This is a genomic window from Cytobacillus eiseniae, assembly GCF_017874625.1.
Lineage (GTDB): Bacteria > Bacillota > Bacilli > Bacillales > Cytobacillaceae > Cytobacillus > Cytobacillus eiseniae.
Map to the genome: position 1 here is coordinate 31482 of NZ_JAGIKZ010000017.1, position 13084 is coordinate 44565.

At 38.0% G+C, this 13084-nt stretch carries 10 protein-coding genes and 1 pseudogene; 8 read left to right on the plus strand and 3 right to left on the minus strand.

Annotated features, from left to right (window positions below):
- The first annotated feature begins 246 nt into the window (after nucleotides 1-246).
- From J2Z40_RS13780 to J2Z40_RS13810, 7 genes are all read left to right on the plus strand, one after another.
- The gene (locus J2Z40_RS13780) at nucleotides 247-1506 is read left to right on the plus strand and encodes a zinc-ribbon domain-containing protein (RefSeq protein ID WP_083953968.1); all 1260 of its coding nucleotides are present in this window, start codon (nucleotides 247-249) and stop codon (nucleotides 1504-1506) included.
- A 13-nt stretch (nucleotides 1507-1519) separates the two neighbouring features.
- Nucleotides 1520-2644, plus strand: coding sequence for a S1C family serine protease (locus tag J2Z40_RS13785; RefSeq protein WP_066399584.1), 1125 nt, complete (start codon nucleotides 1520-1522; stop codon nucleotides 2642-2644).
- A 256-nt stretch (nucleotides 2645-2900) separates the two neighbouring features.
- The gene (locus J2Z40_RS13790; RefSeq protein WP_066398005.1) at nucleotides 2901-3392 is read left to right on the plus strand and encodes a hypothetical protein; all 492 of its coding nucleotides are present in this window, start codon (nucleotides 2901-2903) and stop codon (nucleotides 3390-3392) included.
- Nucleotides 3393-4620: 1228 nt separating this feature from the next.
- Nucleotides 4621-5934 carry a helix-turn-helix domain-containing protein gene (locus J2Z40_RS13795; RefSeq protein ID WP_066398003.1) on the plus strand — a complete coding sequence of 438 codons (1314 nt, stop codon included), beginning with the start codon at nucleotides 4621-4623 and terminating at the stop codon, nucleotides 5932-5934.
- A gap of 191 nt (nucleotides 5935-6125) precedes the next feature.
- Nucleotides 6126-7298 (plus strand): amidohydrolase, encoded by a 1173-nt coding sequence (locus J2Z40_RS13800; RefSeq protein WP_066399581.1) that lies wholly within the window; start codon nucleotides 6126-6128, stop codon nucleotides 7296-7298.
- Nucleotides 7299-7357: 59 nt separating this feature from the next.
- Nucleotides 7358-8551 (plus strand): hypothetical protein, encoded by a 1194-nt coding sequence (locus J2Z40_RS13805; protein WP_066398001.1) that lies wholly within the window; start codon nucleotides 7358-7360, stop codon nucleotides 8549-8551.
- A 321-nt stretch (nucleotides 8552-8872) separates the two neighbouring features.
- Nucleotides 8873-9157, plus strand: a complete 285-nt coding sequence (locus tag J2Z40_RS13810; RefSeq protein ID WP_066398000.1) for a hypothetical protein — start codon at nucleotides 8873-8875, stop codon at nucleotides 9155-9157.
- 171 nt (nucleotides 9158-9328) lie between these two features.
- On the opposite strand, the pseudogene J2Z40_RS13815 reads toward J2Z40_RS13810, so the two are convergent.
- Together J2Z40_RS13815 and J2Z40_RS13820 are read right to left on the minus strand one after the other, a co-directional pair.
- Nucleotides 9329-9489: pseudogene (locus tag J2Z40_RS13815) on the minus strand (type II toxin-antitoxin system antitoxin).
- 12 nt (nucleotides 9490-9501) lie between these two features.
- Nucleotides 9502-10344 (minus strand): SPFH domain-containing protein, encoded by an 843-nt coding sequence (locus J2Z40_RS13820; protein WP_066397999.1) that lies wholly within the window; start codon nucleotides 10342-10344, stop codon nucleotides 9502-9504.
- 151 nt (nucleotides 10345-10495) lie between these two features.
- On the opposite strand from J2Z40_RS13820, the gene J2Z40_RS13825 reads away from it, so the two are divergent.
- On the plus strand, nucleotides 10496-11047 hold the full coding sequence (locus J2Z40_RS13825) for a cysteine hydrolase family protein (protein ID WP_066397990.1): 552 nt from the start codon (nucleotides 10496-10498) through the stop codon (nucleotides 11045-11047).
- Nucleotides 11048-11857: 810 nt separating this feature from the next.
- Here the strand turns inward: J2Z40_RS13825 and J2Z40_RS13830 are convergent.
- Nucleotides 11858-12889, minus strand: coding sequence for a C40 family peptidase (locus J2Z40_RS13830; protein WP_066397989.1), 1032 nt, complete (start codon nucleotides 12887-12889; stop codon nucleotides 11858-11860).
- Nucleotides 12890-13084: the final 195 nt, after the last annotated feature.

The window sequence follows — 13084 nt, forward strand, 5'->3', positions numbered from 1 at the left end:
TTACTTACTATACGTAATTTCAATCGAAAGGTTTCAGAAACAAAAGCACAATCGAGTGACTCTATTATTAGCAAGTTCGTTCTACTTTCTAAAATTAGAAGCTTATGAGTAAGAAATATCTCCGTCTTAATGCTTCCCTTGATGAAGGGCAATACTAACGACTTTTCCAATTAAATGTTAAACGAAACTTATATCGTAATTTATGGTAATATTTACTTATATAACTGAACTAAAGGTGTGGTTCTAATGTACTGCCATAAATGTGGAGAGAAATTATTGGAGGAATCTAAGTTTTGTTCTTCCTGTGGTTCTGAAGTTCAAATACTTATAGAGGAGACAACAGGTTCTGATAATGAAATAATGACCGAACAAATGGAAGAAGCGACAATTGAAACATCTATTGATTCAGAGGTGGAAACAATAGATGAACCTGAAAGACAGCAGGAAATTAAGCGAAATCCTTTTATGCGATTATTACCAATTATTATTCCGGTTATTAGTCTCATCATCGTTGCTTCAGGGCTTAGTTATTACTACGTTCAAGAAAAAGAGTTGAATAGCAAAGTATTGGGTTTAAAAGCTTCTGCTGAGGAGCTCGCTTTAAAAAGGGACTTCAATCAAGCGAAGAAGTTATTAGAAAAGGCGCAAGCAGATCGACCGAATTACATTGCCTTACAGGATAGTATGACGATGATAGAGAAGGCGATGGAGTATGAGGCTGCACTTATCGATGTTGGGGAAAATATCCAAAAGACAGCATTTGATGTAGCTTCAAAAGAGCTTACTAGTTTAAGAGAAAAGCTAAATAAAGAAAACGCGCCGCTATTTGATCATTTTCATCAGGAAGTAGAGAATAGTGCAACGAAAATTACGATTGGCACGATCAAGAAGGAAATCAATGAATTGACAACAGTTGATCAGTTAGGTGGAAAACTATCGATTCTTGCAACATTGCCCAAGGATAGTGCCAGTGTGGTCGAAAAGGAAATAGTCAATAAGATTGTCCAAATTAGCAGCAATGATGTGGAAAGTGAATTAACTAAAAAACAGTTCTCCGAAGCTTTTGCAATTATAAATAAAGGGCTGCAATTTGCTGTTAATGATGAAAAGCTTTTAGCTTTAAAAAGTCGGGTGGAACAAGACAAGCTTGCTTTTGAACAAGCTGAGCAGCGGAAGATTGAGCAGGCAATGGAGGCTGCGGCACAAGAGGACTTGAAGAATCGAACGGCTGCTGTTCATGTGTCGGATTTTGCTGTAGAAGTGGATGAATACGGGGATTTATATTTGGCTGGAAATGTAAAGAATGTCGCAACGACGACTATAAGTTCGATCACAATTTATTATACGGTATACGATGTAAATGATAGGTACTTATCAAATGGTTCGACATCTGTTTATCCATACTATTTAGAACCTGGAGCAATAGGCTCATTTGAAGATATTTATTATGGTGTGTATCAGGATGTAAATGTTGAGATTGATAATATTACGTGGTATCTCAATTAAAGAAGGTGACAAGATGAAAAAATGGATCATCAGTTTGATTTCGACCATACTCGTCTGGGGTGCAGGACTATTCGTCTTTTTTTACATAAAGGAGACAATCCCGAATAAATTAACAGCAACATCTGAGTTAACAGTTGAAGCAACAGCAACAGAAGAGAAGGATTCAACCGACCTAAAGGAAGTCATTCACCATACACAAAAACTAGTTGTGAAAATTCAATTAGCAGATGGATCACTGGGATCTGGATTTCTTTATAATAATAAGGGGGATGTAGTGACGAATGCGCATGTTGTCGCGAATGTAAAAGATGTGACTGTCATCACCTCTGATTCGAAGGAGTTTTCCGGAACGGTAATTGGGATTAGCCAGGAGACGGATGTTGCCGTAGTGCGTGTTCCAGGTTTAGAAGGGACAGAGCCGCTCCCTATTGCGAAAAATCGCAAAGGAGAAATTGGTGATGAGGTCCTCGCATTAGGAAGTCCATTAGGTCTGCAAAATACTGTTACAACAGGGATCATTAGTGGGGTTGATCGTGATTTAGATATCGAACCCTTTCATTATGAGGATGTTTACCAAATATCTGCACCTATCGCGCCGGGCAATAGCGGAGGCCCGTTAGTGGACAGCAAAACAGGAGAAGTTCTCGGAATAAACTCAGCCGGATCGGAAAAAGGGGCGATTGGCTTTAGTATTCCAATTATGAGTATTCTTTCACTGATTGAAGGCTGGATACAGACCCCAATGGCAACCCTTCCTCAAGTTAATTTAGGAACGGAAGGCTATGCTTATGATGAAGAATATTCATTAGAAGACTACTCTAGTTATCTAGTTGCCTATTTCTATGAAAGCCTAAACTATGGTGACTATGTAACTGCCTATTCACTACTAGGCAGCTCATGGAAATCAGGTCTCACCTATGAAAATTTTAGAGGCGGATATTTAGACACTTTATCCGTCACCATTGATGATTTATCAGCAAAAAGTTCAGGTGATAATTCAACAGTTGTCGCGATAATTTCTGCTGAAGAGCGAAGCAATGGCTCTACAATTTTAAGCAAATACAAAACCACTTACGAGATCCGCTATGAGAATGACCAGTTGAAACTAATCTCTGGAAAGGCAGAGAAGATTAATTAGAAAAGTAGGGCCACAAAAGAGTGGTCCTATTTATTTTGCTTAAGCAGAGGTTTGCGTGTTAGAAATTGCATGTTTCATTAAAGATTAGTAACTGATTTGGGGAAAATAGTAATAAGTAAGTATCTAAAAGTCTAGCAGTTTTTTTGCAGGAAAAAGTAAAAAAGGCTAATAAATCCATAAAGAGAACCGTCCCCGTGTTTCATTGCCTTTCTTTTTGATATGATGTACTTAGAAATCAATGTATGGGGGATGAAGGATGGTTGGTGTGAAGTCAGTAACGATGGATGGGGAAACGATCTGCGTTTTTAGCAGTGCCATCTATATTTTTGAATCTTCTACTGGGGATCATTTGGATGTCGATATGATTGTAAGCGAGGTTTCTCTAAGAAAGTATAAAGACAGGGAAAGCCTGATCATTGAAATTGAATTAGAAGATGGCAGAAGCATTAGTTCCTTTATGTTTTTAAAATCGCTGCCAGGAAAGCTGCCTAGGCTTCATTTATTCTGCGAAATAGATAAGGATCATGACTATGAAGGCATCCTAAGGATTAGTGAAGATGACTCGGCTTTTCCGGACATCGAGGAAGGCATTACATTAGAGGATATTAGAAAAGTAGAAATGCCAAATGAAAAGATTACACTTAAATTAAATCTGCCTATTGATCAGGTAGAATGGCTAAAGATGAAGAAAAACAAGGAACTAAACGAGCTTTTTAAAGAATTCTTGTATGAGAAGATGACCTTATAGTTGTTGTAGTTTTAAACACTTTTTAAAAATGAGAGGAAAAGTGTGTCTGACCCCTGCTGGATGGAGGGGGACGGTTCTTGCGCTACTAAATGACACACAAGAACCGTCTCTTTGTTTCACAAATACTTTTCCAATATAGTCGATGAAAAAAGTTAATTTTCAAAACGGTAGAATTGACCTAGGTTTTATAAGGGCTCAAAAATTTTTTAATCAAACGTTTGATTAAAAAATACTATTGGAAAGTATGAGGATGTTCCCGTAAATAGTAGAAAGGAATCTGCCAATTAGAACTTTTGTACTTATTTTGCGAAATGAATAATGGGACGGTACTCACGTTTCCTTTAACGAAATTGTTATCTATTTCGCACAGCTTACAAATGAAGTATAGAAGGTTTTGACCGCACCACACATACTTTACACAGATCTTACTCTGATGATGTTTCCGGACTGCTGTTCCGCTATTTCATATAAAAGTATTTATTTTGGGGGATTTTCGGACACAGGTTCCGCTATAGCTGTCCGAGAGTGTCATTTTCGTATGATTATGAGTAATTAACGGAACTGGTGTCCGCAAGTGACGGTAAGATCGTAGATTTTATATAAATAGCGGAATGAGTGTCCGTTACGTTTCTGAGCGGACTATAGTTCCGTTATGTAGGGGTTACCCGTCGCTTTTAGTTATTAGTACTTTAACAAAAAATGTAAGAATATTGTCAATGCTCAGAGTTGTAATTCTTTGAGCTTTTTTGACTTTTGCTAGGATTTATAGTTGATGTATTTTATAAAGTTTTCTCGGCATTATTGGAAATACGCAGATCTATGCCTGTTCACCTATTTTAATCTTCTAATCTTGTATTTCCAAACTTCTCTTCAGCTTCTCCTTCACCTCTTTCCACATAGCTTTAATAGCGGGGTGACAAGAAGATATTTCTTACTTTTCATTTGAAAAGTCTCGAAAGGAATGAAAATCTCTCATTTAATCAAATAATTGATTAAGGACCCTATTTCACAATGAACTTACGGATTATTGACTATCGGCTCTTCTATAAACAAGACAGATCATGCCTAAACAGGTAAAATTAGATATAGTATATTTAAAGGCGATATAAGGCTCACTCTCATAAATAGATTGCTAAAAGAACTGGAGTCCATCTGTTTGAAATAGGATAAAAGATGCTTTTAACCATATAAATCTGATCGATAGTTATAAATAAAGGGAGTATAAAAAATGTATAAAATCGGGGTCGTTGGTTTAAATACCTCAATTAAATGGATTGTTGAATTTGCAGCAGAATATCAGACTGATTTTGAATTTCTCTCTTTTCCATATGAAACAACTAATGAAATAGAAAAAATAATTAAGGAAAATGATTCGAATCTGCATGCTTGGCTTTTTTCTGGTCCGATTCCTTATGAAATGGCCAAAAAAAATATAGACACAGATAAAATCATGGTCCATGTGCCGGCTACAGAATCTGGTTTTTATAATTCCCTTTTGGAGATGATCTATGAACAAGGGAAGATTATTAAGAAGCTGAGTATTGATGTGATGTTTCTTGAATCGATATCCTCAAACACTATTATCGAAGAAGCCATCCCACAGATGAATATCCCCTCCCTAGAGGTTTTTACGAAAGTGTTTGACTCAGATGTGAATCTGAATGAGTTGCTTCATTTCCATTTGGATTTATGGAAGGAAGGGAAGACAGAAGGGGCATTATGCTGTTTTCCAACTGTCTGTGATGCATTAAGAGAAAAGGGTGTTCCTGCCTACCATATGTCAATTAGTAAGGTGGATATACAGCAAACACTTCGGATTCTTGACGAAAAAGTGAAGGCTGCTTACTTTAAAGATACACAAATCGGGGTCGAGATCATTGAAGTGGAGTATTTTAATCGAGTGGCTGAGGAGATGAAAACCCCTTATCATTTACAATATTTAGAGCTCCGGTTAAAAGAAAGGATTATTAATCTCTGTGAGAAACTAAAGGGTTCTTTTTCAGAAAAAGGAAACGGGAGATATATGATAATTAGCTCTCGTGGCTCAATTGAACAAGAAATTCGTACATTAGAAGATACGATTGAAAAATTAGCTCTTGAAGCAGAAACAACCATTGCTGTTGGAATTGGCTATGGCAAAACTGCCTATTCTGCAGAAGTCAACGCCTTTCGAGCAATCCAACATTCGAAGGAGATGAAAAAACGAGGGATTGTGATTGTCCAGGAGGATGGAAAAATTATTGAAACACCAGGTACACATAATGAACTCCAATATGCTAGCCGTACGTATAATGAAATCCTTCTCGAAAAATTAAAAAAAGGAAATATCGGGTTAAAAACGTATAAAAAAATTGCTGCTCTCATTCATCGAATGGGGTGGCACGAGTTTACAACAAAGGAGTTAGCAACACATCTCGAGATGACCGAACGAAATGCACGGCGAATTGTTACGAGTATGTGCCATGTGGAATTGGCACAATGCATTGGTGAAGAGGCGATCGCTACCCGCGGAAGACCAAGTAAACTATATCGATTGTTATAAGCGCTCAAATTTGAGTGCTTATTTTATTTTTTCAAAAATGGGCTACGTTTTTTTATTAAAATATTCAAAAAATTGTTGTGTGCAGAAAATTAAAACAGTATACTTTATTTAAGGAAATTATTCCTAAAGTAGTCCGTTAATAAAAGTGATGTCAAACGAACAAGGAGTTATGAAAGTTGTCGCAAATACAAATGATTCATGAGTTAACAGCAGAAATGAGAGAGAAAGTGATTGAATGGCGCAGATATTTCCATAAGTATCCGGAGCTGTCATTTCAGGAAGAGAAAACCGCTCAATTTGTATATGAAACACTGCAAACCTTTGGTAATTTAGAAATTTCACGTCCGACGAAAACAAGTGTGATGGCCCGATTGGTTGGTCAGGAAACTGGAAAGGTGATTGCACTGCGGGCAGATATGGATGCGCTTCCAATTGAGGAGGAGAACACTTTTGATTATGTATCACAGAACAAAGGGGTCATGCATGCTTGTGGACATGACGGCCATACGGCGATGCTGCTTGGTGCGGCCAAATTATTAACTAAATTAAAAGCGCACATCCAAGGAGAAATTCGTTTTTTATTTCAACATGCAGAAGAATTATTCCCAGGCGGTGCACAGGAAATGGTGAAAGCTGGTGTATTGGATGGAGTCGATCAAGTGATTGGCATTCATCTATGCTCCCCAATAGAGGTGGGGAAAATCGGGATCTGTCATGGACCAGCAACTTCTGGAAGTGATACATTTGATCTTAAAATTCTAGGAAAAGGCGGCCATTCTTCTGAGCCCCATGCAGCAGTTGATCCGATTGCCATTGGTGCACAAGTAATCAATAATCTGCAGCATATTGTTTCAAGAAACCTTGATCCCCTTGAAAAACTCGTCGTATCAGTGACAAAGTTCCATAGCGGAACCGCACATAATGTCATTCCAGATACAGCTATTTTAAGCGGGTCTGTACGAAGCTTTCATCCGGACATTCGTCAACAAATTCCAGGATTAATTGAAAGAATTGTGAAAGGAGTGACGGAAGCGCATCATGCATCATTTGAATTGGATTATCATTTTGGCTACAGCTCCGTTGTAAATAATGATAGAGTCAGAGAAATTGTTGAGGAAACAATCATTGATGTATGGGGGGAAGATACGCTGCGTACGCTGCCAGCGCTAATGAGCGGAGAGGACTTTTCTGCCTTTTCAGATCAGGTGCCAGGCTGCTTTATCTTTGTTGGTGCCGGAAACAAGGAGAAGGGAATCATCTACCCGCATCATCACCCTCGTTTTACGATTGATGAAGATGCATTAGAAATCGGTGTTGAATTGTTTGTCCAATCTTCTTTCAAGCTGTTAGGACAATTGGATTGATAGGGAATAGATTTTAATTCCCTTTTAATAAAAATAAAAAAGTAAAGGGGTGTAAAAAAATGATACATGAACCAGTCATTGCAGCTCTTATTATTTTGGCATTAATCGCGGTAGGAGAAGTTATATCCATCCTTACAAAAGCTAGGGTTTCTATGTTTCTCGTTGCCATCGTAGGGTATCTCATATTAATCTGGACAGGAATTATCCCAAAGGATTTGATTGGGGATTCTAAATTTGTTGAAATTGGTGCCGTATTAGGAACAGCGCCCATTATTATTCATATGGGCACATTGATTCCTCTCAAAGTGATACGAAGTCAATGGAAGGCCGTGGCCATATCATTGATTGGGATTCTTTTCGGCACAGGGCTCATTCTTCTTTTGATTACGATGATGTTTGGATATCAAACGGCTGTTGCGGGAGCAGGACCATTAACAGGGGGAGTCATTGCATTTTTGGTAACTGCTGAAGGGCTAAAAGAAGTCGGTTTGGCAAGTCTTGTCGTGATTCCAGCTTTAATCCTATCCTTCCAGTCTCTGTTTGGTATGCCTCTTTCCGCCATTTTGTTACGCCGGTATGCATTAAAGTTTCAAAAGGCAGTTGATGCTGGAACGTATACAGCGTCTGCGTTAGAAGCAGGTATAGATAATGGAATGCATGCAGAAAAAGTTAGCGAACATTATTCCAAATGGATTCCGAAAAAATACCAAACCAATCTTATCCTTCTTTTTCAATTATTTATCGGTGGGGCGATTGCGGTGGCTCTCGACCAATTTACAGGTGTCCCATATAGTATTTGGGCGTTAGCACTTGGGATTATTGGCAGAGTCATTGGATTTTATCCAGACCGTGTAATGGAACGGGCGAATGCTTTCACAATCGGAATGGCAGGACTCGTATTTTTAATTATTGCTACTATGAATGATACGACATTTGAAATGTTTATCGGTTATCTTCCGGAAATGTTCATGATCATCGCTGTCGGAATTATTGGCATCATTATCGGCGGCTTTATCGGTTCTAAATTATTTAAATGGGATCCTTTGAAGGGTCTCCCTGTCGCACTTACAGCCACAGTCGGTTTCCCTGGCGATTACCTAGTTTGTGAGGAAGTCAGCCGAAGCGTTGGAAGAAATAAAGAAGAAGAAGAAATGATCTTAAATGAAATCTTAACCCCGATGTTAATCGGTGGATTTACAACTGTAACAGCTGGTTCAGTTGTCATTGCGAGTATTTTAATTAAAACATTGTAAACAAAGAGACGATTCTTGTGCTTCTAAACGAAGCATAAGGATTGTCTCTTTTTATGACAAATACTTTCCCAATATAGTCAATGAAAAAAGTTAATTTTTAAAACAGAAAATTTATCCTAGGTTTCATATGGGTTCAAAAATTTTTTAATCAAACGTTTGATTAAAAATTACTATTGGAAATGTTCTCGTAAACAGTAGAGAAGAATATGTTGATTAGAATCTTTGCACTTATTTTGCGAAGTTCTTTACTTCTTTTTTTTACATAATGATAGGTTCAAAAATACTGAAATTGCTGTATACTATTAGAGAGGAGGTGAGAGAATGATGAACGAAGAAAAAATGGATACTATGTTATCACAATTAATTAAAATGGTAGGAAACATGCATTCCGATCAGCAAGAGATGAAACAAGAAATGCATCAAATGAAACAAGACCAACTAGGACTTCAAGTACAGTTAGAAAAGATGGAAACGAAGAGCGAAGAGCGTCATCAAGAGATATTAGCACGTTTTAAAGTTCTTGAAATTGATCAGGATTTCGTATGGGAGAAAACGGTACGGAATGAAAGAGATCTAGCAAATATTAAGAGACAATTAAGTCAATAAAATTCCAGCCTTATCCTCATATTTCCACATCATACAATTAATTCTACCGGGAAATTTCATCCACTTAAAAGATCACTCTGTAAAAAAACAGGATATTTCAAGAAATACAAAAGGAGAGGTGATCTTACAAACGATCCCTCTCCACTTGATTTTAAAGACTACTTTATTTCTTCACTCCTGCGACTTCTTCAATCGTCCAGCCTTTTTAGCAGCATCACGAAGAAGGAATTCGATATGGCTGTTTACACTTCTAAATCATCAGCCGCCCATTTCTGCAAAATCTCATATAATTCCGGGTCTAATCGTAATGGAAAACTTTTTTTCTTAGACATATTGCTCACTCATTAATATAGTGTCCCCGTATTAATAACTGGTTGGGCTGGTTTTTCAGCAACGATGGCCACTAGCAGATTATTTACCATTTGCACTTTGCGTTCATCATCTAATTCAATCGTTTTATCTGCTTCCAATTGCTTAATGGCCATTTGTGCCATTCCGACAGCACCTTCAACAATTTTTTGGCGGGCAGAGATGATGGCTGTTGCTTGTTGACGCTGGAGCATTGCTTGAGCAATTTCAGTGGAATAGGCGAGGTGCGTCAGTCTTGCTTCAATCACTTCAACCCCAGCCACATTCAGACGGGCTTGTAAATCAGCTGTCAATTCATTGGAAACCTCTTCTGCATTTCCTCTTAATGTAAGATCCGCTTCTCCAAACGTATCATAAGGATATTTCGTTGCCACATGACGAATCGCTGTTTCACTTTGAATTTCAACAAATTCCTCATAATTGTCTACATCGAATACTGCTTTCGCAGAATCAACCACTTTGAATACAATCACGGCAGCAATTTCAATTGGATTTCCTTCCACATCATTTACCTTCAAGCGATTGCTATTAAAGTTACGAACCCTTAGTGACACATTGCGTCGAAGGGAAAGTGGCACGGTCAAGTATAGTCCATTGTTTCGGATTGAACCTAAATATTTACCGAAAAAAGTAACAACAGCTGCCTGGTTTGGCTGCACAATCGTAATTCCGCTCGCTAAAAGAACAGCAACAATCAGGGCAGGAATAGCAATGAAAAACAGTTCATTCATTAATAGCCATACACCAAGACCAATCAGCACGATAATCGCTAAAATGCCAACAAAACCATTCACTTGAAAGACGTTTTTATCCTTCATTTCAATCACTCCTCTTCAATATCTAACTTATATTATTATGATGTCACTTTTAGAAAAAACTGTAAATCATTTATTTCCAAATAAAAGAAAGTTGCCAAATACACACCCATGAATTACCATTTAATCAAACACTAAAATGGGGGAAGCTAATATGTCCAAACGTGCACTAATTAATGTTGATTATACAGTTGACTTTGTCGCAGCAGATGGGGCTTTAACATGTGGAGAACCAGGACAGGCATTAGAACAAAAAATGGTTGAATTAACAAAGGAATTTATCTTAAATGGGGATTTTACCGTATTTGCGATTGATGTCCATGAAGAGGGGGACCCCTATCATCCAGAAACAAAACTATTTCCTCCGCATAATATCCGTCATACAAAAGGAAGAGATTTATATGGCGGTTTAAAAGAGTTATATGATGAAAACAAAGATGCGGACCATGTCTATTTCATGGATAAAACAAGATATTCAGCATTTGCTGGAACGGACTTAGAAATGAAATTGCGTGTGCGAGGGATTGATGAAATTCATTTGGTAGGGGTATGCACAGATATTTGTGTTCTTCATACAGCAGTCGATGCTTACAACAAAGGATTTAAAATCGTTGTACATAGAGATGCGGTTGCATCCTTTAATCAAGCCGGACATGACTGGGCTTTAGGCCATTTCGAAGGTTCATTGGGAGCGACGGTGATTTAGATTTGAATCGAGAGAGAAGCTGCCTGTATAGTTGGGTAGCTTTTTTTTATGGAAATTAGAAAGTGGTTGGAAAAATGCGAGAATTGATGCTGAAACTCTTAAATGTTCATTATCAAGGTGGATGCGGGCCAAAAGCAGCTGAAGAAATTATCGAAATGTCCATCATCGAAGAGATGAAGGGCAAAGGTAGCTGAGAAAATTATCGAAATGTCCATCATTGAAGAGATGAAGGCCAAAAGCAGTTGAAGAAATTATCGAAATGTCCATCATCAAGGAGATGAAGGCCAAAAGCAGCTGAAGAAATTATCGAAATGTCCATCATCGAAGGGATGAAGACCAAAAGCAGCTGAAGAAATTATCGAAATGTCCATCATCGAAGAGATGAAGGCCAAAAGCAGCTGAAGAAATTATCGAAATGTCCATCATCGAAGAGATGAAGGCCAAAAGCAGCTGAGGAAATTATCGAAATGTCCATCATCGAAGGGATGAAGGCCAAAAGCAGCTGAGGAAATTATTGAAATGTCCATCATCGAAGAGATGAAGGCCAAAAGCAGCTTAAGAAATTATCGAAATGTCCATCATCGAAGGGATGAAGGCCAAAGGTAGCTGAGGAAATTATCGAAATGTCCATCATCGAAGAGATGAAGGCCAAAAGCAGAAGAGGAAACTCTCAAAATGTCCATCATAAAGAATATGAAGACCAAAATTGATGAGGAACTCTCTCAATCAATATCAAACCCAATAAAAAAGAGGCTGTCCATTCAGTCATACCTTTGACTTTGGGACAGCCTCTTTTCATATAATCATACATTAATAGAATCGCTTAAATCCATCAAAATGCTTCTGGTAATAAGCATCACTCAGCTTCGTAATCATCACACCATTTGATGTGCTCGCATGGATAAATTGGTTGTCTCCGATATAGATGCCCATATGGGAGATGCCCTTTTTATATGTATTTTCAAAGAAAACTAAGTCGCCAGGCTGTGGAGTGTCCACATAATAGGAACGGCTATAATAGCCTTCAGATGATAATCGATTGATCGCTTTTCCAGTCTTGTTAAAAACATAATGAATAAATCCGCTGCAATCAAAGGCATCTACACTTGAGCCGCCATATTGATAAGGAGTGCCGATCAGCTTGATTGCCTCGGTTAATAAAGGCATATCTGTATTTATGACTTGCTCACTGTCAGCTGGCTTCTGTTCAACAGCTGGTTTCTCACTTCCATTGATCAGTAATTTTTGTCCAGCATAAATTAAATCGGATTTTAAGTTATTAAGGCTTTGCAGCTGCTGAACGGTCATTCCAAATTGTGAAGCAATGCGTGACAAGCTATCGCCACTTTTTATGATGTATTCTGTCTGATTATTGTTTACCGTAGGTGCTGGCAGCTGTTCTTCTGCAGGTGCTGTCGGTGGTGGTGTGGCAGACACTAAAGATACCTTCAAGCTTTGCCCTGGATAAATACGATCCGATGTTAAGTTATTCCAAGCGATTAAGTCATCTAATTTGATGCTGTGTTTTGCAGCAATTTTGCTAAGATTGTCCCCTGAAGCGACTGTATACGATTGTGCCGTTTGTGATAACGTGGCAACGGCAGTCGTTTTCTGAGCAGTAGGGGCAATAGGTTGTACAATTTTTAGTGATTGGTTGCTAGCTAAGAAATCACTTGTTAGATTGTTTAAAGATTTAAGTTCCCCAATTGTCGTATGATGCTTTTTAGCAATACTTGAAAGTGTATCCCCTTTTTGTACCGTGTAGGTAGAAGCAAAGGCACTTGTTGTAAAACTTGCTGATAAAAGAGCAGCAGTTGCAATAGTCGCGACTTTTTTCTTCATTTTTCTACCAACCCTCCTAAAATAGTCTATATTATGCATATTTTATCATAGAAAAGGGTTTCTGGCAGTAGTTGTTGGATAAAAAGGAGTGAAGAAAGGCTGTGAGAAAGTGAATCATAAAGTAAAAACTCTTATTTAGAATGTTTTTGCTAGAGGAGCAAATAAAAGGATTCTAGAATAAGAGTTTTTCAGGTG

What these genes read in the sequence shown, in the direction of transcription:
- J2Z40_RS13780 (WP_083953968.1), top strand. Translation starts at nt 247, where the DNA reads ATGTACTGCCATAAATGTGGAGAGAAATTATTGGAGGAATCTAAGTTT.
- J2Z40_RS13785 (WP_066399584.1), top strand. Translation starts at nt 1,520, where the DNA reads ATGAAAAAATGGATCATCAGTTTGATTTCGACCATACTCGTCTGGGGT.
- J2Z40_RS13790 (WP_066398005.1), top strand. Translation starts at nt 2,901, where the DNA reads ATGGTTGGTGTGAAGTCAGTAACGATGGATGGGGAAACGATCTGCGTT.
- J2Z40_RS13795 (WP_066398003.1), top strand. Translation starts at nt 4,621, where the DNA reads ATGTATAAAATCGGGGTCGTTGGTTTAAATACCTCAATTAAATGGATT.
- J2Z40_RS13800 (WP_066399581.1), top strand. Translation starts at nt 6,126, where the DNA reads ATGATTCATGAGTTAACAGCAGAAATGAGAGAGAAAGTGATTGAATGG.
- J2Z40_RS13805 (WP_066398001.1), top strand. Translation starts at nt 7,358, where the DNA reads ATGATACATGAACCAGTCATTGCAGCTCTTATTATTTTGGCATTAATC.
- J2Z40_RS13810 (WP_066398000.1), top strand. Translation starts at nt 8,873, where the DNA reads ATGATGAACGAAGAAAAAATGGATACTATGTTATCACAATTAATTAAA.
- J2Z40_RS13820 (WP_066397999.1), bottom strand. Translation starts at nt 10,344, where the DNA reads ATGAAGGATAAAAACGTCTTTCAAGTGAATGGTTTTGTTGGCATTTTA.
- J2Z40_RS13825 (WP_066397990.1), top strand. Translation starts at nt 10,496, where the DNA reads ATGTCCAAACGTGCACTAATTAATGTTGATTATACAGTTGACTTTGTC.
- J2Z40_RS13830 (WP_066397989.1), bottom strand. Translation starts at nt 12,889, where the DNA reads ATGAAGAAAAAAGTCGCGACTATTGCAACTGCTGCTCTTTTATCAGCA.